General features: G+C 42.5%; 16 protein-coding genes and 1 pseudogene. All 17 read left to right on the top strand.

Translation table 11 applies throughout. The features are described 5' to 3' along the window. Nucleotides 1-193 precede the first annotated feature (193 nt). The 17 genes and pseudogenes from DWY31_RS08830 to DWY31_RS08760 all read left to right on the top strand — a co-directional run bounded on the left by DWY31_RS08830 (nt 194) and on the right by DWY31_RS08760 (nt 20,825). Nucleotides 194-2,017: a SpaH/EbpB family LPXTG-anchored major pilin gene (locus DWY31_RS08830; protein WP_158575505.1), complete on the top strand. Its 1,824-nt coding sequence runs from the start codon at nt 194-196 to the stop codon at nt 2,015-2,017. After that, on the top strand, nt 2,005-2,832 hold the full coding sequence (locus DWY31_RS08825; RefSeq protein ID WP_118520132.1) for a class C sortase: 828 nt from the start codon (nt 2,005-2,007) through the stop codon (nt 2,830-2,832). The genes DWY31_RS08830 and DWY31_RS08825 overlap by 13 nt, the downstream gene beginning before the upstream one ends. Continuing rightward, nucleotides 2,832-9,518, top strand: a complete 6,687-nt coding sequence (locus DWY31_RS08820; protein ID WP_118520130.1) for a sortase — start codon at nt 2,832-2,834, stop codon at nt 9,516-9,518. Before DWY31_RS08825 ends, DWY31_RS08820 begins: the two co-directional genes overlap by 1 nt. Then, nucleotides 9,502-10,797: an InlB B-repeat-containing protein gene (locus DWY31_RS08815; RefSeq protein ID WP_021861430.1), complete on the top strand. Its 1,296-nt coding sequence runs from the start codon at nt 9,502-9,504 to the stop codon at nt 10,795-10,797. The genes DWY31_RS08820 and DWY31_RS08815 overlap by 17 nt, the downstream gene beginning before the upstream one ends. Nucleotides 10,798-10,837: 40 nt before the next feature. After that, a pseudogene (locus tag DWY31_RS14600) lies at nt 10,838-10,942 on the top strand (ABC transporter permease); the annotation flags it as partial. Nucleotides 10,943-11,187: 245 nt separating this feature from the next. Next, nucleotides 11,188-11,379, top strand: coding sequence for a DUF6472 family protein (locus DWY31_RS08810; protein ID WP_021861429.1), 192 nt, complete (start codon nt 11,188-11,190; stop codon nt 11,377-11,379). Between the two features lie 75 nt (nt 11,380-11,454). Next, entirely contained in the window at nt 11,455-12,840 is a 1,386-nt protein-coding gene (locus DWY31_RS08805) for an alanine/glycine:cation symporter family protein (protein WP_118520128.1), read from the top strand. Between the two features lie 40 nt (nt 12,841-12,880). After that, complete coding sequence (locus DWY31_RS08800; RefSeq protein WP_330422633.1) at nt 12,881-13,114, top strand: FeoA domain-containing protein; 234 nt, start codon at nt 12,881-12,883, stop codon at nt 13,112-13,114. 169 nt (nt 13,115-13,283) lie between these two features. Then, nucleotides 13,284-14,216: a ketopantoate reductase family protein gene (locus DWY31_RS08795; protein ID WP_117537386.1), complete on the top strand. Its 933-nt coding sequence runs from the start codon at nt 13,284-13,286 to the stop codon at nt 14,214-14,216. 53 nt (nt 14,217-14,269) lie between these two features. Then, nucleotides 14,270-15,112 (top strand): putative ABC transporter permease, encoded by an 843-nt coding sequence (locus tag DWY31_RS08790; protein ID WP_118520168.1) that lies wholly within the window; start codon nt 14,270-14,272, stop codon nt 15,110-15,112. Nucleotides 15,113-15,128: 16 nt separating this feature from the next. After that, nucleotides 15,129-15,554, top strand: coding sequence for a Fur family transcriptional regulator (locus tag DWY31_RS08785; RefSeq protein WP_021861425.1), 426 nt, complete (start codon nt 15,129-15,131; stop codon nt 15,552-15,554). Between the two features lie 90 nt (nt 15,555-15,644). Continuing rightward, on the top strand, nt 15,645-16,562 hold the full coding sequence (locus tag DWY31_RS08780) for a metal ABC transporter substrate-binding protein (RefSeq protein ID WP_442873167.1): 918 nt from the start codon (nt 15,645-15,647) through the stop codon (nt 16,560-16,562). 64 nt (nt 16,563-16,626) lie between these two features. After that, on the top strand, nt 16,627-17,289 hold the full coding sequence (locus DWY31_RS08775; RefSeq protein WP_243060503.1) for a metal ABC transporter ATP-binding protein: 663 nt from the start codon (nt 16,627-16,629) through the stop codon (nt 17,287-17,289). Then, complete coding sequence (locus tag DWY31_RS08770) at nt 17,289-18,089, top strand: metal ABC transporter permease (RefSeq protein ID WP_021861422.1); 801 nt, start codon at nt 17,289-17,291, stop codon at nt 18,087-18,089. Before DWY31_RS08775 ends, DWY31_RS08770 begins: the two co-directional genes overlap by 1 nt. Before the next feature lie 152 nt (nt 18,090-18,241). Further along, nucleotides 18,242-19,765, top strand: coding sequence for an alanine/glycine:cation symporter family protein (locus DWY31_RS08765; RefSeq protein WP_158575504.1), 1,524 nt, complete (start codon nt 18,242-18,244; stop codon nt 19,763-19,765). An 83-nt stretch (nt 19,766-19,848) separates the two neighbouring features. Beyond that, nucleotides 19,849-19,986 carry a hypothetical protein gene (locus DWY31_RS13935; protein ID WP_158575503.1) on the top strand — a complete coding sequence of 46 codons (138 nt, stop codon included), beginning with the start codon at nt 19,849-19,851 and terminating at the stop codon, nt 19,984-19,986. Next, entirely contained in the window at nt 19,983-20,825 is an 843-nt protein-coding gene (locus tag DWY31_RS08760) for an L-ribulose-5-phosphate 3-epimerase (RefSeq protein WP_118520122.1), read from the top strand. The genes DWY31_RS13935 and DWY31_RS08760 overlap by 4 nt, the downstream gene beginning before the upstream one ends. Nucleotides 20,826-20,928: the final 103 nt, after the last annotated feature.

Here is a 20,928-nt window from a genome sequence, read left to right as displayed (position 1 = left end):
TCTTAGCCGTAAGGCATCTTACATTCGGTGTTTTATTTTCAAAACAAGATCCGATGAAGACAGTTAGTTTAATTATGGGAGAGTGATGTTTCTTCGAAGGAGGATTGTATTTATAAGAGACGTAGCTCTGGAACCAATTCTCAAATTATCCTGGGATTGCCATAATGCAAGACAAGGGAAAGGAGAACATTTTATGAAGAAAAGAAGATTAAGTGCATTTGTAATTGCGCTTGCACTGGCAGTGGGAAGCGTATTTCCCGCATTTGCAGCAGAACACATTGTAGACACATCGAAAAAAGGTTCACTTACGATTTACAAGTATGATATAACAGGCGCCGGCAAAGCTGGTATACAGGCAGGAGAACCGGGAAACGGGCGGAAAGATGAATCTGTAGAGAACAAGTTAAAGGATTACGCAATGGAAGGTGTGGAATTTACCTGTCTTCGTGTCGGAGATGTGGATACATACAGTAAGAATGGGGATGTGAAACTAATATATGGAATCCCGGATATTTTGGAGAAGATTTTAGGTCTGGAGAAGAAAGCAGCCACAGAGACAAAAGATGGAACCTGTTATTATACAGCAGATCAGATTCAGACAGCCATGAGGAATGCACTTGCGGATAATGTGACAACGAAGAACCGTTTGGAAGATTATGTAAAAGCCGGAGAGAAGATGACGCTCACTGACACAACCGGAAAGACAACGAAAGCAGGTCTGGAACTTGGTTTGTATCTGCTTGTAGAGACGAAAGTACCCGAGGATGTTACCGATACGACAGATCCGTGGTTTGTACAGCTTCCGATGACGGATGCAGGTGGAGAAAGCTGGTTTTATGATGTGACCTGTTATCCGAAGAACCAGACTGGAGATCCGACACTGGATAAGAAGGTAAAAGACCGGGCAGATGGAAAATCTGGGTACAAAGACACGGTGACAGCTTCAGAAGGTGCAGCACTGGATTATCAGTTTATATCAAAACTTCCGCATATTACAAGCACATCAACTTATCTTAGTAAATACACATTCAAAGATACAATGGCGAAAGGTCTTCGCTATGGAGAAAATGCAGTTCTTGCATTTTATGATTCCGCAGAAAAAGCAACAACAACAAATATAGATAATGTCGCCGGAAGCGGTGCGGTGGCAGTGTGGACGAAGGATTCAGGAAAATTCACACAGGATTATACGAAAAATGAGGATGAAAGTTCCCAGATGCTTCTTGGCATGACAAAAGAAGGATTAAAAGAAATTAACGAAAATTATTCGGATAAATATCTGGTTGTGTATTATACCGCAACCGTCAGATCTGAAGAATCGGTTGTAACCGGAGATAAAGGAAATCCAAACGATGTTACGCTTGAATGGAGAAGAACAAGCGACTCTTATTACGACACGCAGGATGATAAGGCACTTGTTTATACTTATGGGATCCATTTGAAAAAGACATTTTCAGATGGAAAAGGAGATGCCACGCAGGTACAGTTTGTATTGCAGAATCAGACAGATAGATATTATGTAAAGGCGAATGGAACAGACGGTGTCTACTATGTGACAGGAAAAGAAGAAGAAAGAAATAAAGCAACAGACTTTACACCTGCAGCGGACGGAACGCTCTTGATCCATGGACTGGAAGGAGATACTTACGTGCTGACAGAGACACATTCGGATCAGGGATACAGTCTCTTGAAAGAACCACTTCAGATTGTGATCCATGGGACAAAAGGTGTAGTAAGCAGTTCGGCAAAAGGAACAGAAAGCTCGGTGCAGGTTACAGCGGCTTCTGCAACAGTCGATGGGACAAATGCAATAATGGAGAAATCTTCCACTGATCCGGCTTCTGCAAATGCGCTTGTGAAAATGGAAGTGCAGAATGCAAAAGGTTTTTCGCTTCCGAAAACAGGAGGAAGAGGGCTGTATCTGCTTACGATTGCAGGTGTGATCCTGGCAGGAACAGGAATGATGTTTACTACCGGAAAAAGAAAAAAAGATGAAAAAACTCCATGCGTAAAATAATGCAGATCGGATTAATCCTGGCAGGGATCGGAATGGCTTCTTATCCATGGATCAGTAACAGTTTGTATGAAAAAGAAGCAGGTTCCCGGATACAGGTATATGAAAAAAAGAGCAGGGAACTTCCGAAGAAAAATTATCAAAATCTTATGCGGGAAGCAAGAGATTACAATGCGAATCTTGCAAAAGCGGATGTGATACTGACAGATCCATTTTCATCAGAACAGAGTAAAAAAAATACCGGAAAGGATTACCGGGAGATATTACATATCCCAGGAAGTGAAGTAATGGCATATGTGGATATTCCGGGAATCCGTATATATCTTCCGGTATATCATGGAACGGACGGTGAGGTGCTGGAAAAAGGGATCGGGCACCTCGGTGCGACAAGTGTTCCGGTTGGCGGTAAAGGAACTCATGCAGTACTTACCGGGCATACAGGACTGGATAAAGCAAAATTATTTACAGATTTGGAAGAGGTCAGAAAAAAAGATCAGTTTTATATTCATGTGCTGGGAAAAATCCTGGCATATGAAGTGGACGATATTTCTGTTGTACGTCCCGATGATACGAAGAAACTGTATGTGCAGGGAGAGCAAGATCTGGTGACGCTTTTAACCTGCACGCCGTATGGAGTGAACAGTCACAGATTACTGGTCAGAGGACATCGTATTTCTTACCGGAAGGAAGCATACAGAGAAGAAAAGCATAAGAAAAGGAAGACCAGATGGCAAAAGGAGTATCGGAAAACTTTGCTGATCGCAGCGTCGATGGTTGTGTGCGTTGGAATTTTAAAAAGAAAGTGGACATCTGAGTGATGAAAAAGACAAAGCTTGCGGGAATTGTTTTGTGGTTACTTGGAATATGTCTGTACTTTTATCCGGATGTGGCAACAGATCTGCAGGAGATAAAAGTACAGGCATTTGTAAAAACGTATGAGCGTGAACATAAAAGCAGACGAAGGAGTGTAACAGGAAGCAGGCAGGAAGAATACGGATATATTCAGATCCCGAAAATGAATGTGACGCTGCCACTTTATAGAAATGAGACAGAAGAACATCTTGCGTGGGGAGCTGCTATTTTAAAAGAAAGTGGACTTCCAGAGGAAAAAGGGCAGAATTGTATCATTGCAGCGCACCGGGGATACCGGGGAAAGCCTTATTTCCGGGATATTGAAAAGCTGGAGTATGGTGATGTAATTTATGTACGGACACCTGAGCAGAAACTGGAATATAGAGTGCAGGATATGGATATCATCCGGCTGGAAGAAACACAGAAAATAAAAAAAGAGAAAGATATGCTTACGCTTCTGACCTGTCATCCATATCGGGGGAATGGAAAATTCCGTTACCTGGTATATTCAGTCAGAAAGCGAAGAAAAGAAGGAGACAGGAGCATGACAGAATGCAGGAAGATACAGAAAACGCAGGATGTACGGTTAGAGCAGTATTTCCGGAAAATCTGCGGAATAATTCTGCTTATATTATTGCTGACCGGAATATGGGGAATGTCTGCAAAGGCTGCCAGACACAGCTTGTCAAAGAAAATAGATACGAGCAGTCACATTGTGACTTATCAGTGGAAAAGTAATGCAAAGTTCAATACCGGAAAAGGGTTACAGTATATAAGGGAAAATGCCTGTGTGCTGCTTCATTATATGGATGGCGAACTGGGGCAGTGTGTCTATGCGGAGCAGGATACACCGGTTGGTCCTGCGAAAGAATTCGATGTGACAAAAGACAGCCGTACAAGCTGGATGTATGAACGGAAAAACGGATATGAGAAATATAAATATATCGGTATCGCACAAGAATATCTGCTTTCAGGAAAAGTCACACTTCGTGGGATTACCGGGAGCAGTAAACTGATGAAACTTCCGAAAAACAAAAGACAGATGCTCGCCCAGGGATTCAGTTGGTATATGCAGCATGCATCCTACAACCGGACGGAAGGAAAGACGGTAAAGCTGATCAGTCAGGTTCCGGATTTTGGTGCATCGAAACAGATCATTCTATATGATCAGCTCTATACGGAAGCAAAGAATATACTGGGAGATTATACGATCACAGAGAAAACTTACAAACTGGAGAGGGATGGAAACACTCATCAGCCGATCGCTGTTTTTAAAATTGTGACGAATCCAAAACCGGTCATAAAGAATGTAGAAAGAAAAGGTGCCGGTGAGTCATCCCAGAAAGTATCACTTCGGATCGACAAGAGAGACATTCGTACAGAAAGAGCACTGGAAGGAGCTGTTTTTCAGTTAAGCTGTGACGGAAAAGCGATTGTGGATGTGATAACGGATGCAGATGGGAAAGCGCAGTATATTTATGAGCGGCTGTTGAAGACGAAGACATACACGGTGTCAAAAAAATATGTGTCAAACTGGGATGATCTGGATAAAAAGAAGAAATCAGAGGCGACAGAAAATGGCTATTATCAGAATAAAAGTCTGGCAGAAAAGGCAGCAAAAAGAGAGATAAATAAAAAAGTTCAAGCGGAACTGGCTTCTTTGCAGAGTAAGTTCCACTTATGGAATATAAAAGAGATAAAAGCGCCTTTCGGTCACAGGATTTCCGATGCAGACGGAGTGATGCTCACAGAACAGACGGAGAAAGATCTAAAAGTACAATTGTGGAATTATCCGGAAGACAGAGAACTTAAGCTTGAAAAGATCAGTGCAGAAAAAGAAGAGAGTGCGGAGACATCCCTGGCAGATGCAATTTATGGTCTGTATGCGGAAACAGAAATAATGGACAGTGATAACAAGCGGGTGCTCTATGTACCGGGAGAAGAAGTGACGGAACTTTGCACAAACCAGAAGGGGCAGGCGAATGCAGGAGGACTTCGCCCGGGGAAATATTATTTAAGAGAAAAAGAAGCTCCGAGAGGATTCTTGTTGGATGACACTGCTTATCCGGTGGATTTACGGACTGAAGATCAGAAAATTACTGTACAGGATGCTATGATCAGAGGAAAGATTCGTATACATAAAACATGTGGCAGACAGGATGGTACAGACAGTATGCCGGAAGAAGGGGCAGCGTTTGTACTGTATGACAGTCAGGGAAGAAAGGTTGAGACTCTGCTTACAGATTTAGAAGGAAAGGCAGAATCGGGATGGCTTCCTTATGGACATTATCGTCTGGAACAGATACAGGGAATTGGAGGATACAGTTTTCTGGCACCGCTGACAGTTGCGGTTACAAGAAATCAGAAAATCTATGAGATAAAAGGGCATGACATGCCAGCATATGCAGGTATTGCAATTTCAAAAGTAAAGAAACTATTTGATGCTGAGACAGGAATGAACGAATGTGAAGCAGAAAAAGGTGCTGAATTTGAAATCCTGGACGCATCCGGGAAAAAGGTGGAGAGTCTTGTTACTGATGAGAACGGAACAGCATACAGTCAGGAGATGGAGCCGGGAATTTATACGATACATCAGAGTAAAGGTGCGGAAAATTATAAAAAGATTCCGGATTTTAAAGTGACGATAAAGTCAGGAGAAGAGCGCTTATTATCTTATTATCTGGAAGATGAGAGTACTGCGCAAAAGATACGGATACGAAAAACCAAGGAAAAGGATGGCAAAGAGACACCGGAAGCAGGAGCGGAGTTTGAAGTATTGAATGAGAAAAAAGAGAAGATGCAGACACTTGTAACAGATGAAAAAGGAGAAGCCTGTGCTTTACTGGATATGCTTTCCTCTGGCGAATCATTCTTTGTAAGACAGACAAAAGGAGCAGAAGGTTATTCCTTTGCGGAAATCTTTGATTCGTCCAAAGAAACACCGGTAGAAGAAGACGGTCATCTCGTCTATACATTCAAAGCAAAAGATGTATTTGAGGATTATGCGTTTATTCACATAAAGAAAATGATGGTTACAGATCGTCCGTCAAAGACAGAAACTGTGACACAGCCGGAAGCAGGAGCCAGGTTTGAGATTCGGAACGAGCAGGGAAAAGCAGTGGAGACACTTACGACAGACGAAAAAGGGGAAGCAGTAAGCGGAAAACTTGCATTTGGAACATATATGCTTCATCAGATAGAAGGAGTGTCAACGCACAGATTCAGCGAAGACAGGAAAGTCATCCTTGGGAAAGAGCAAAAAGGAAAAACGGAAGTAATTACTATAATAAATGAAGAAAATTTGATTTCTTTTGAATTAACAAAGCGTTCGGCAGAGACAGGAAAGCTTTTAAATGATGCAACTTATCTTGTGCAGGATGAGAAAGGAGAAACGGTTGCCAGATTTACAACCGGACAGGGGGAGGAGACAGAAAAGCAGGGAGCCGGGATGTGTCGTCTGCCTTACGGACATTACACACTGAAAGAAATTGTATCACCTGATGGTTACAAATGCAGTCAGAAGAAAGAATTTACAATTACATTCAAAGATGCGCCGGATGGAATTATGAAAATGGAAGATCAAGATGTTCCGGTTCGTGGGAAGATCCAGATGACGAAGATGGGTGACCGGTTACATGGATTTTCACAGGGGCAGTTCCAATACAGAACTGGGCAGGTGGCAGGAGCTGTCTATGGATTGTATGCAAAGGAAGATATCTGCCTGGATGATGATTCGGTATTGTGGAAGACAGGAGCATTGATCGATAAGAAGAGGACAGATGAATCCGGTAACATAAAATTCACACGCAAACAGGCAGATGGAACAAAGACAGAATTATTTCCACTTGGAATATATGAAGTACGGGAGCTGGAAGCACCATATGGCTATCGAAAAGATGAAGAGATATATGAAGTCCGTCTGACATGGGATGAAAATGCCAAAAAGGAGAATAAAGTCACATCGCCGGATGTACCGGATAACAATACGGATGAGTCACTGCCTGTTACATACCCGGAAGCGAGCAAGGGACGTTATATTTTAAAGTCCGGAAAAGAATTCCGAAGAATACTACACAGCGTGGAAGATAAGCTTGACACAATAACATTTACAAATGAAAAGGCACCGGAAGGAGCGTCATATAAAGATGTATCTTCATTGGAGGATGGAAGTGTTGTGATGTGGATGGAAGATCAGAATTGCATGATTTCCACGCAGACGGAAGAACAGGATGTCATTCTGAACGCAGACAGTTCTGCGGTGTTCAGACAACTGGTTATGTTGGAGAAGATTTATTTTGATGCTATAGAGACTTCCAGTGTGATCAATGCAAATGATATGTTCAGCGGGTGTACAAAATTAAAAGAACTGGATCTGACAAGATTTTATACAAAAAACATGAAGTATGTAAAAAATATGTTCCGAAATTGTACGAGTCTGGAAAAAATCTATGCCAATACAAGAATCGAAAATGAGGAGACAGAAGGCTCGCCGGTTCCGGTGAAGGCGGACGTAAGTCCGAAATATGATTTTACAGTAGGAAGTGTTTATAAAACGGAAGATTTTAATTTTCAGCTTGTGTATAGTGACGGTTCCAGGAAAGAAGTATATCCTTCGGACGAAGAAGTACAGATTTTGCCACAGAAAGCAGAAAAAGAAGGAAAAGAGACGGTTGGATTTGTATTTACAAAAGGAAGTCTTGCAGATTATCCGAAAGCAGAGACAATCGTACAGGTTGTAGATGTAATAGATGCAGACAGGCAGGAAGTGAAAGATGTTGATTTCCGGTTGGAAGCAGAAGATGCACTCCTGACGCAGACAATTGAGATTGGAAAAGAAGATGAAAGTGGAAATCCGGTAGAAGGAGCTCTGTTTGGTATGTATGCAGGCAGAGAGATCCGGAATGCGGACGGAGAAATTCTCTTCCGGAAAGGTGAACGAATTATGGAAGCACAGTCAGAAAGTACAGGAGAAGGAACACGTTCGAAAGTAATGTTTTCTGGACTTCCATCGGATCTTTACAGTTCTGGCGCAGATGGATTATATGAAGTAAGAGAAATAAGAAGTGCACCGGGGTACAAGATTGAAAAAGGAACAAAGAACAGTTGGAGTTTTGATGGAGAACCGAAAGAAAACAGCAGGACAGTAACAGTCAGCAACCGGAAACTTGAACATGCGGAACTTGTGAAGATATGGGATGATAATCGTAATGCGGCAGGGAAACGCCCTTCGGAGATTCTTATTTCTGCAAAAAAAGACGGAACAGAAAAGACATATATATTATCGAAAGAAAATGACTGGAGGCTGGAAACAGACATTCTGGTTGCAGAGATGAAAGAGTGGAAGTTGTGTGAAGAAGTACCGGAAGGATATGAATCTGACGGGATGATTACAGATGAGAAGAAAGGAGTCTGGACGGTGACAAATAAAATTAAGGACCGGCGATGCAATCTGCAGGTAGAGAAGAAGTGGGAAGATGAAGACAATCTGGATGGAATTCGTCCGGATAAGGTAAAAGTGTATCTGTATCAAAATGGTATTCCGTATCGGGAAACAATTTTGCAGGAGGAAAATAACTGGAAAGATGAAAAAAGCTTTGAGGATCTTCCGGCAGAAGATGAGAAAGGAAGAGCTTATGTTTATGAATTCCGGGAAGAACAGACAGAACTTATTGACGGAAACAAGAAGACAGGATATTTACCGCTTTATACGGAAGAAGAGACAGAGGAAGAGAACAGAAGTTTTCTGAAAACGACAATTACGAACCAGCATGTTCCGGAGAAAGGGAAAATTATAATCTTCAAGAAAATTAAAAAAGATGAGATTGACTGGGAAAAATGGAGACCGGAGTTTTCATTTACACTTCATGGAAAGACGCTTTTGGGCGAGGAAATCAACCAACAGGGAATCCTTTCTTTTTCAAAAGAAGAAGTCAGGTATCTGTTGGAAGAAACGGATGGATATATTACCAAATCTCTGGAGTTTACAGATCTGCAGCCGGGAACCTATACGGTGCGGGAAGAGCAGACAGATCCTTATTACCGGCTGTCACAGATAAGCTGTACAGACGAAGGTGTGAAGATTGATGAAACAAACCAGGAGATAACCTGGCGGATCGGACGTGACGGACAGTCACAGGGGAGAAGAACGCTGGAAGGACATGCTGTATTTGAAAATCGTGCAAGAACCGGAAAGATCCAGATTATGAAAACAGATGAGCATGGAAATGCGCTTGCCGGAGTTTTGTTTGGAATCTATGATGCTAATGGAAAGCAGGTTGCCGTGTCCACATCAGGAAAGGATGGGAAACTGGCATTTTCCGGGCTTAAAACCGGACAGTATGAGATAAAAGAATTGCAGACAGTTTATGGAAAAAGTAAACTGACAAAACCAATTTCTGTAACAATCCCACTTGTGCTGAAAAAGGAAGAAGCAGAGAAAGAAGGAGCCGATGTAGAGAAAGCAGTTGTTTTTCGGGATTCCTGTTATTATTATGATCTTTCTTACCAGATAAGTAACAGCGCTGTTTTAGAACTTCCGGAGACAGGTGCGCACATTGGATATGGATTATTGCTCGCAGGGATGGCATGTATGAGTATGGGAATGTATGCAGGAAGAAAAAGGAGGAAAGGTAAATATGCAGGAAAAGGATAGACAGTCTCTTTGTACCGGAAAAAGAATTGCCGTTATACTGACAATAAGCATTCTTGTACTGGCAACAGCCGGAATGGCTCTATGGAATGTATTTGCGGCAGAGTCAGCATATAAATCTGGTAGCATGGAGATCAGACTGGACGGAATAAATATGCCTTTTCTCTCACCGGAAGATAAAAATCCGGGAGTGCAGACAGCAATCGGAAAGCTGACACTATCCAGAACAACTGCCCCGACGATAGAAGAACTGCGTGCAAAGTCTACGAAATGGAATGTAAGTCTGAAAGTAGCAGATGGATCAGGAAATGCAGTGAACCGGTATAATTTCCGTATTGGAAAATATGTGAATGGAGAATTTACGGCAGTGACGCAGGTTAGTACCGGTAAGGATGCAAATCAGGGATATTATTATATATTTAATATTCCGGTGACGTTTACAATCCCTGCACATAGCCAGATTACCGGGCAGTCTGTCACAAAGAACTGCCCGGATGGCAGATGTCTCTATTATACAGATGCTGCCGGAACGAAGAAGCTTGCGAAAGAGAAATGCACAGATGAAGTGACAATCGTAACTGTTTACCTGCAGGTAAATGCAGCACAAACCGGATTAAAGACATATTCCGGAACGCGTTATGAAGGAGCAACTGCAGGAATTACACTGGAGCGTCCTAAGTATCAGGTTACATTTCGTGCGCCGGGATGTACAAACTGGCAGACAGAGGAAATAAAGAAAGAAGTTTCAAGAGGAGAAAGTGTCGGTAAACCATTGGAACCGAAAAAAACAGGATATCGTTTTGAAGGATGGGATAGATCCGGGGAGGAAATGAGCTGTGTAAAAAGTAATCTTAGCATCAACGCAGTGTGGAAACCGGAAGAGTTCAGCTATCGGTTTCATGCAAATGGAGGCAGTGGAACGATGGATGTATTCCGGCTGGAATATCTGGATTCAGGAAAGCTTCCTGCCAATCAATATGTAAGAAGAGGATATTTATTTCTGGGATGGAGCAAAGAAAAGCGTGGCGAAGTAATGTACAAGGATGAAGAACGGATGCATGCAGACAATCCAGAAGAATGTAAATATAATCTGTATGCCATCTGGAAGAAAAAGCGTGCGAATTTTTATCTGACAGAAGTGAAAGAAGATGCAGATATGTTTACAGGTGATGGAAAACTGACCGGCGGTAATGGAACAAAGTATCAGGAACATTTCACTGACTCGTCTTATGCACATACCGATCAGGAAGATGACCCGGGATATTTTACCGGGAAAGAATAAAAAAAGTAGGTGGTATCAGATGTCTGTACCGGTTATGTGAATCGCCGTGCTTTTTTCCGTAGCGATCGGTGTAATCTTCGGATTGTATCCGGCAAATAAGGCAGCTAAGAAAAAACCGGTGGAAGCACTTCGGTATACGGCTTGACATTTTCCGTATCTTCCTACAAAATAGTAGAGCATATGATGCCAGGGTCAAAAGCCTGAAACCACGATGTGCTTGCACGTGAGTGGTTTTATGGCTTAGTGACCCGCCCCCCGATATGAGCATAAAAGTGGAGCGTAAGCTTCACGATATGCGAATATTGGGTAGAATTGTGGGAGTACGCAGTACGGAACAATTCGTATGGCATCTTTTAACTTTAACATCATTTTACAATAAGAGGAAAAACGATGGCAAGCAAACAGACAAAAGGAAGCTGCGAGAGCTGCACTTATTTCACATATGATGAAGATTATGAGAGCTATGTATGCGATATTAATATGGATGAAGACGAATATATGCGTCTTATTTCCGACCAGCATTACCAGTGCCCATACTACCGCAATGGTGATGAATATATGGTTGTAAGAAAACAGATGTAAGTAAATATAGTAATAAGTTCCGGTCTGTGGTAAAATAATTCTTAATATGTTTACGTTATGGAAAGGACCGGGGAAATGATCATTACAATTATTGAAACAATTTACAGATTTTTATGGGGAGATTTCCTGCAGATACCACTTCCTGGCGGTGGCTCTGTAGGAATATCCCTGCTTATTATCTTGCTGATACCGGTAGGAATTTATTTTACAATAAGGACAAGAGTGTTGCCTATCCGGTTATTTTCGGAGATGGTGAAGGCACTTCTTGAGAAAAAGAAAGAAGAGAGCAGCCTTTCTACATTTCAGACATTGATCGTGTCTACGGCAACACGGGTAGGCATGGGTAACCTGGTCGGCGTGGTAGCAGCAATCTCAGCAGGAGGAGCCGGGGCAGTGTTCTGGATGTGGATAACGGCAGTGATCGGCTCATCTACGGCATTTATAGAAGCAACACTGGCACAGCTTTACAAGGAGAAGGACCCTCTGTACGGTGGTTACCGGGGCGGTCCGGCTTATTATATACATCACTATATAGAAGATAGACAGGGAACGAAGAAAAAGCATGTACTGATTGCTGTTTTATTTGCAATATCCGGACTGATCTGCTGGTGCGGAATCAGCCAGGTGATCAGCAATTCGGTAGCATCTTCATTTGAAAATGCATTTTCGATTCCACCTTTATATACTACGATCGTTCTGGTTATTCTGGCAGCGTTTATTGTGTTAAGAAAGAATGCGACCGTGAAAGTTCTGGATGTAATTGTACCAATTATGGCAGTGTTTTATTTTGCAATCACCGTTTTTCTGATCATGACACACATTCCGAGCCTGCCGGGTGTATTTTCCAGAATTTTCAAAGAAGCATTTGGCTTCAGACAGGCAGCTGCAGGTGGCTTTGGAGCCGTGATCATGAACGGAGTGAAGAGAGGACTGTTCTCTAATGAAGCAGGTTCCGGTTCAGCACCTTGTGCAGCCGCAGCTGCTGAATGTGAGCGACCGGGAAAAGCCGGACTTGTACAGGCTTTAGGTGTATTTATTGATACGATCGTGATTTGTAGTTGTACAGCAATGATCATGCTGCTTGCACCGGAGAAAATGCTGGCAGGAAAAGAAGGAATGGAGCTTTTACAGGCAGCTATGCGGTATCATTTCGGGGAAGCCGGAGTTATATTTATTGCGGTCACGCTGTTTTTGTTCAGCTTTTCAACATTCTTGGGAATCCTTTTCTATGCGAGAAGTAATGTTGCTTATCTGTTTGGAGATAACTGGTTTTCCCAGACAGCATACAAAGTGCTGGCACTGGTAATGCTTTTCATCGGAGGAATCGCGACATACACATTTGTCTGGGATCTGGGGGATGTCGGTATCGGACTTATGACCATTTTCAATATTGGGATTTTGTATCTGATGGGTGGCCAGGCACTTGCAGAGATGCGGGATATGGAGAAAAATATGAAATAAAAAATGTTACGATTGACTAACAGGCAGGTGCGCTCATACAATGAAAAAAAGAGGTGATAGTATGCAGGCACTTGCAGAGGCGAACGTAGGAGAAGACTACACGATTAAATGGATGTTCGGAGTACCGGAAGTGCTGGATCTAATGGCACAGTACCAGATAAAAGAAGGTGTGGATATCCACATTATACAGAAGTTTATCGGAGGATTGATCATCGGAACGAATCAGGTGAGAATCGCGATCAGCGATGATGCAGCATGGAGAATCAAGGTGTAACAGCCTTGATTCTTTTTATATTGTAGGTGTGGAAATTTATTCCGGATTTTGCTATGATAAAAATGATATGCGAATGATCGGAGAGAATTGTGGAAGTACGAAGTACGGAACAATTCGTATGGAATCTATAGTACATGACAGCTTATGAATACGGACAGGAGGAAAAAAGATGGATATAAAAAATGCAGCACTGATCGGACTGGGAGCGATGGGCGTATTTTTCGCGCCACGTATGGAGGAACATCTTGGAAGAGAGAATTTCTGCGTGATCGCAGAAGGGGAAAGAAAAGAAAGACTACAGACAAAAGGCGTGACAGTCAATGGTGTAAATTATCATTTTCCAATCTGTACTCCGGAAGATGGAACACCGACAGATCTGATCATTATGGCAACAAAGGATCTGGGACTTGCACAGGCAATTAAAGATATTGAGAAATTTGTCGGACCGGATACACAGATTTTATGCGTTATGAACGGTGTGAACAGTGAGGAGCAGGTAGCGGCAGCATATGGATGGGAGCATGTACTGTATTCTTATATGCGGATGTCGATTGTAATGAAGGATGGAAAAGCAGATTTTGATCCGTACTGGGGAAAGATTTATTTTGGGGAAAAAATAAATGAGACATTGTCCGGGAGAGTAGAAGCAATAAAAGAAGTATTAGAACGCTGTGATATTCCATATGTGATCCGGAAGGATATGTTGAACGGGCTGTGGTTTAAATATATGTGTAATGTTGGTGAGAATCTGACCTGTGCACTTCTTGGTATTCCGTTTGGCGCTTATGTAAAAAGCAAAGAAGCAAGTGCTATCCGCGTAGAAGCAATGGAAGAAGTCCGTGCAGTTGCAAAAGCAAAAGGAATTATCATTACCCAGGAGCAGTTAGACGACCAGTATGAAACGATCAAAAGAATCCCGCCGCAGAATAAGCCGTCTACGCTTCAGGATATAGAAGCAGGAAAGAAGACAGAGATTGAGATGTTTGCAGGCGAGATGGTACGCATGGGAGAAGAACTTGGCGTGGCAACACCTATTTGCCGGCTGTTTCTGAACGGAATTAAAGTACTGGAGCAGAAAAATGACGGATTGTTTCAGTTTTAAAATGACCGGTAAGCTGGCAGCAGAATAAAAATTATAGAAGAAAAGAGATGAATATGGAAATACAGAATATTATTTTATACTTTTTTATTTACGGCTTTCTCGGCTGGTGTACAGAGGTTGCCTATGCCGCAGTCAAGGAACGGAAATTCGTAAACCGTGGGTTTTTGAACGGTCCGATCTGTCCAATCTATGGAGTCGGTGTTGTGATCGTTGTACAGCTTTTAGATCCGTACGCGCATCAACTTGGATTATTATATTTACTGTCGATTGTGCTTACAACGACACTGGAGTGGCTGACCGGATTTGCGCTGGACAAATTATTTCATCACAAATGGTGGGATTACTCGGAAGTTCCATTTAATCTGAATGGCTATGTGTGTATTCCTTTTTCGGCGGCGTGGGGTGCAGCGTGTGTATTTGTTGTAAAGATTGTCCATCCGCTGATCTGTAAACTGGTACTGCTTGTACCGAAGTGGCTGACAATCGGTGAGGACGTTGCATTTGGTATCAGTATTTTTGTTGATATTTCCGTAACGGTAGCTGCAATCCTGAAATTTAATAAACGTCTGGAGAAAATGGAGGAGATTGCCGCAGAGTTCCACCGGATCTCTGATCAGATCGGCAGCGACATTTACAAAAGTGTCATGGAAGGCATGGAACGCCAGGAGCGCATAAAAGAACAGACAGAAGCGAGAAAAGAGGAGCTTCGTGGTATGTACCTGGAATTGCAGAAACGCAGTCCTAGAATGACAACACGTATGCTGCGTGCATTCCCGAAGATGCAGCCAAGACTTCATAAGGAGCAATTTGGACGATTAAAAGAGTTCAGACGTTCAGAATGTCTTGCGACGAAAGCACTGAAAAAAGCAAGAAAAGCAGCAAAGAAAAATAAATAACAAAGAGGCGAAAGCAATGGCAGAGCGAAAAACATATATAACAAAAACGAGAACGGAGATTCTGGAATATCTGAAACAGAACTGGTCAGTAACGGTCAGTGCTTCCGATATTAAGAAGCATCTGGAAGAAAAAGAGATAAAGGCGAATACGACAACGATTTACCGTTATCTGGATAAACTTCTGGCAGAACATGTAATCATCAAGTATGCGGATGCCGGATCAGAAAGAGCAGTTTATCAGTATTCCGGAGAGATGGGGCATTGTGTACAGCATTTGCATCTGAAATGTGTCAAATGCGGAAGAATCCTGCATCTGGACTGTGGGTTTATGGATGAGTTCCGCAACCATCTAAAAGAAGATCATAAGTTCCGTCTGTTGTGTGAAGGAGATCTGCTGCATGGGATCTGCGGTGACTGTGAGAAAAAAATGGAAGATAAATAAGCAAATGAGTTGCAAATATCGAAGAAGATATTGACAAATAACTGAAAAAGCATTATTGTGTTAAATGCAAATGAGTTGCATTTTTGGAGGATGATTAGGATGAAGAAGATATTCCGTTATCGATTCAGCACAGTGGTGCTTTTTTTATTGGCAATTTCCATGCTTGTAACCGGATGTGGAAAGGAAAGCAGCATGGAGCGTAAAAAAGCAAATGGAAAAGTACAGGTTGTGGCGAGTTTTTATATGATGTATGATCTTGCAAAAAAAATAGGTGGAGATCAGGTGGAAGTGAAGAACCTTGTTCCGGCAGGAACAGAACCACATGAATGGGAACCGGGCGCAAGAGATGTAGCCAGTCTGGAAGATGCAGATGTGTTTGTATATAACGGCGCAGAGATGGAACACTGGACGGATACAATTTTAAATACATTGGATAACAAAGAGCTTGTTGTCGCAGAAGCAAGTAAGGGAGTTAAGCTTACAGGCAGTGATCCGCATGTCTGGCTTGCACCGCTCAATGCAAAAAAGGAAATGGAAAATATCAAAGATGCACTGATAAAAGCAGATCCGAAACACAGAACTGTTTATGAGGAAAATTACAAAAAAAGTGCCGAAAAATGTGAAAAACTGGATGAGCGGTATAAAAGAACACTCGGTCAGATTAAGAGAAAAGAAGTGATCACGGCGCATGAAGCATTTGGATATCTGTGCCGCGCTTATGATCTGAAGCAGATTGGTATTGAAGGGATTCAGTCAGATTCGGAGCCGGATGCTGCAAGAATGAAAGAAATCATCCAGTTTGCTAAGAAACATGATGTAGGTACGATTTTCTTTGAGGAACTGGTAAGCCCGAAAGTGGCAGAGACGATCGCAAAAGAAATCGGTGCAAAGACGGCAGTGTTGGATACACTCGAAGGAATGAGCGATGAAGATCAGAAAGCGGGTGCAGATTATTTTTCTGTGATGGAAGAGAATCTCAGGACACTTAAGAAAGCTCTCGATAATTAAGAAAAATAAGAAAGCGTTTTGGGAAAAGACAGTGAGAGTAAACATGCAGAAAGCAGGTGGCAAAATGGAAGTTATACAGATGAAGGATGTTTCTTTTCATTATACCGGGGATGTACCTATATTGGAAAATGTAAATATATGTTTGAACAGTGGTGATTATGCAATCCTGACCGGAGAAAACGGAAGTGGAAAAAGTACGTTCTTAAAGCTCCTTTTAGGAGAATTGGAACCGGATCAGGGAACTGTGGAGATTTTTGGAAAAAAAATTGGGAAAGCGGATTTTAAAGAACTTAAGATTGGTTATGTGCCACAGAACAGTATCAGTGGAAACAAAGACTTCCCGGCAACCGTAGAGGAAGTGATGATGACAGGTCTTTACCGCCCTTTCAAGAAGCGGCTGAGCAGAAAAGCGTGCAGACAAAAGATCACAGTGGCGCTGACAGAACTTGGAATGGAAAGTTTCCTGAAACGAAGAATCGGTGAGCTTTCCGGTGGACAGCAGCAGCGCGTCATGCTGGCAAGAGTTCTGGCAGCAGATCCGGGACTTCTCATACTGGATGAGCCAACCGTCGGCGTAGACTCTGTTTCACTGGAAGCACTTGCGAAAGTGTTACAGAAAAAGAACGAAGAAGGACTTACGATTTTGATGGTAACACATGGAAATACAAAATTATTCTGTGGCGTAAACAGACATTTTAAAGCAGATGAAGGAGGCATTACAGAGTAATGGAGATTTTACAGTATGGATTTATGCAGCGAGCTTTTGTAGTAGGGCTTCTTCTTGCAGTGATCACGCCGTGTATCGGAATTACGATTGTATTAAAGCGACTGTCCATGGTGGGTGATGCACTGTCACATTCGTCACTGGCAGGTGTAGCACTTGGACTTTTACTTGGAATCAATCCGGTACTTGGTGCGGGGGCGCTTTGCATTGTTGCGGCATTTGGAATTGAAGCTATTCGAAAAAAAATACCGCGTTATTCGGAGATGGCAATTGCGATCATTATGTCGGCGGGAATCGGGCTGGCAGGTGTGCTTTCCGGTTTTGTGGAAGACAGTGCGAACTTTAACAGCTTTTTATTTGGAAGTATTGTGTCGATCAGCAGGGGAGAAATGCTCGCAGTATGTATCATCAGTGTGGCTGTCCTGCTTGTGCTTGGCATCTTTTCTAGAGAACTTTTCTATATTGGATTTGACGAAAATGCGGCAAGAATCTCCGGCGTTCCGGTCAGACAAGTGAACTTTATTTTCACGATTCTGACAGCGCTAACGGTATCGGCAGCATCCAGAACGGTCGGAACACTGATCGTGTCCTCCATGCTGGTAGTTCCGGTTGCCTGTGGGATGCAGATGGCAAAGAGTTACCGCATGACGCTGGTGTGTGGAGTGATCGTTGCAGTGGTCACGACAATTACAGGATTATTTTTATCTTACTATGTGGGAGTGAAACCGGGAGGAACAATCGTACTGTTAGAAGTACTGTGGTTTCTCGTTGTAGTGATCGCGAAAAGAGTATTTATACGATAGATAGAAAATTAACAAAGAAGTTCTACCATATCATGTGTGAGAACTTCTTCTTTTTTATGTGGGATTATGCCGAAAAATATTTGAAACGCAGGATGTCTTATGGTAACATAAATGCATTGGCAAAATATTTAAGGGAAAAGGGAAAAGGGAAAATGGAAGTATTTGTAAAAGTTATGAACATGGTCAACGACATCATATGGGCACCGGTTATGTGTGTGTTCCTGATGGTTGCTGCACTTTGGTTCACAGTAAGACTTCGCGGCATGCAGGTGAGACGATTAAAAGATATGGTTCACTGCCTGCTCGAAGAAGGCCACAATGACAAAGATACAGGTCTGTCACCATTTCAGGCATTTGCGACGACGGTCGGAGGACGTGTCGGAACCGGTAATATTGCCGGAACAGCGACAGCGATCTTCATGGGTGGTCCGGGAGCATTGTTCTGGATGTGGATCACAGCGATCTTAGGAGCATCTACCGGAATGGTAGAGTGTATGCTCGGACAGGCTTATAAGACAAGAAATCTGGGAGAGCTGACCGGAGGTCCGGCATTCTACATGTCCAGAGGAATGAAGAATAAATATTTCGGAAAGGTACTTGCTGTACTGTTTTGTATTGCGGTATTTATCGGACCGGGATTTTTACTTCCGGCGATGCAGACACAGACAGCAGCTACAGCAGTAAACGGAGCGTTTGGACTTCCGTTTATTGTAGTCGGACTTGCAATGACAGTGATCGTCGGTATCGTCATCATGGGCGGTATCAAACGAATCGGACAGGTTGCAGAATTTCTGGCACCGATCATGTGCGGTATTTATTTCCTGATCACGATTCTGATCATCGTAATGAACATCCAGAAAGTACCGAGTGTATTTGGATCTATTTTTACAAGTGCATTTGGTAAGGATGCTGTATTTGGCGGAATCGTAGGTTCCGCAGTTGCATGGGGAATTAAACGTGGATTCTTCTCCAATGATGCAGGTAATGGTATGAGCCCGTTAATATCAGCTACAACAGACACCTCACATCCTGTAAAGCAGGGACTTGTGCAGGGATTATCTGTATATATTGACACATTGCTTGTATGTACCTGTACCGGAATTTCCGTATTGATGGCAGGAACTTATAATGTCTCAGCAGACGGTGGTAAGAGCGCAGCACTTCTGATTGAACACGCGCCGGGAGTACAGTACGGAATCGCATTCATGCAGGAAGCGATGTCCGATACAATTGGAAAAGCAGGAGCAATGCTGCTTGCAGTGATGTTGTTTATCTTTATTTTTACAACCATGTTGTCTTATTCTTATCAGTTAGAATCAACATGCAAATATCTCTTTGGAGAGAACAGGATGATTGTAACTGTAGTCAGAATTTTATTTTTAATTTTCTGCCTGTTTGGAATCTTGATCGACGGAGATACCATCTGGCCAATGGGTGATATCGGAGTCGGCTGTATGTTATGGGTAAATACATTCAGTGTTCTGCTTCTTACACCGAAAGTACTGAAGATTGTAAAGGATTATGAGACACAGATTAAGCTTGGATTAGATCCTTTATTTGATCCTGCGACAGTTGGTATTGAAGACGAAGCTGGTGTATGGGATACATATGTTCAGAAGAAAAAGGAACGCGGAGACTATGAGAACGAATTACTTGGATACGCAAAGAAATCATAGTATCTGTTTTTGAAGAAAATGGAGCCTATCCGGAAACTTATATCGGACAAGGCTCTAATTTTGGTTTTAACGGGGGTATGCTTGTGGATCAGACGGATGCTCCGAGAATAAAAGATGCTGTGAAGATTGCGTATCTGAAAAAAATGTGGGATAATAAAAGCAGACTATTTACAGGAACGACAACAGATGTAACAAAGAAAATGAGAGAGGTGGCAGTGTGAAGAAGTATAAGATAGGCTTGTATGAAAAAGCAATGAGAAGTACACTTTCCTGGAAGGAAATGCTTGAATGTACAAAAGACTGTGGATATGATTACATGGAGATCAGCATTGATGCTTCAGAGAAGCGTATCAGCCGTGTGTATATGAGTGAACAGGAGCGTAAAGAAATCGTAGATGCGATGTTTGAGACGGGAGTCCCAATCCAGTCTATGAGTGTCAGTGCATTGACAAAATACGCAGTAGGAGATCCGGATCCGGAGATCCGTAACCGTGGCATGGAGATTGCAGTTAAATCAATTGAATTTGCAGCAGCAATTGGCATACGTACAGTGATGATTCCGGGATATGATATTTATTTTGGAGAATCTACAGTAGAGACGAAACGGTATTTCCTTGAAAATATCCATATTATGGCAGAAGTGGCAGAGAGAGAAGGCGTGCTTCTTGGATTTGAGACAATGGAAAATGAATTTATGAATACAGTCGGAAAGGCTGTTCATTATGTAGACCGTGTCAATTCTCCGTATCTGAAAATCTATCCGGATGCTGGTAATATTACGAATGCAGCGGTTTTATATAAGCAAGATGTGTGTGAAGATCTGTTGCTTGGTGAAGGAAGACTGATCGCACTGCATTTGAAAGAAACAAAACCGGGAATTTTCCGCGAAGTTCCATTCCTGACCGGACACGTGGAATTTGAGAGAGTCATTAAAACGGCATGGAAACTGGGCGTGCGCCGTTATGTAACGGAACTCTGGGATGTAGGGCAGGACAGTTGGAAAGAAGATATTTGCTTTGCAAATCAGAGTATGAGAAAATTACTGGATGCACAGGAATAACATGAATACATGACAAATCAGAAAACCTGATTTTTGAAGCTATAACAGAAAGAGACTACCTGTTGAGGTGACACACCCTGCATCAGGTAATCTCTTTTTATAC

The organism is Dorea sp. AF24-7LB (genome assembly GCF_003478575.1).
Taxonomy (GTDB): domain Bacteria; phylum Bacillota; class Clostridia; order Lachnospirales; family Lachnospiraceae; genus Dorea_D; species Dorea_D hominis.
The sequence above is the reverse complement of the archived record's forward strand: the minus strand, read 5'-3'. Positions and strand labels throughout refer to the sequence as shown.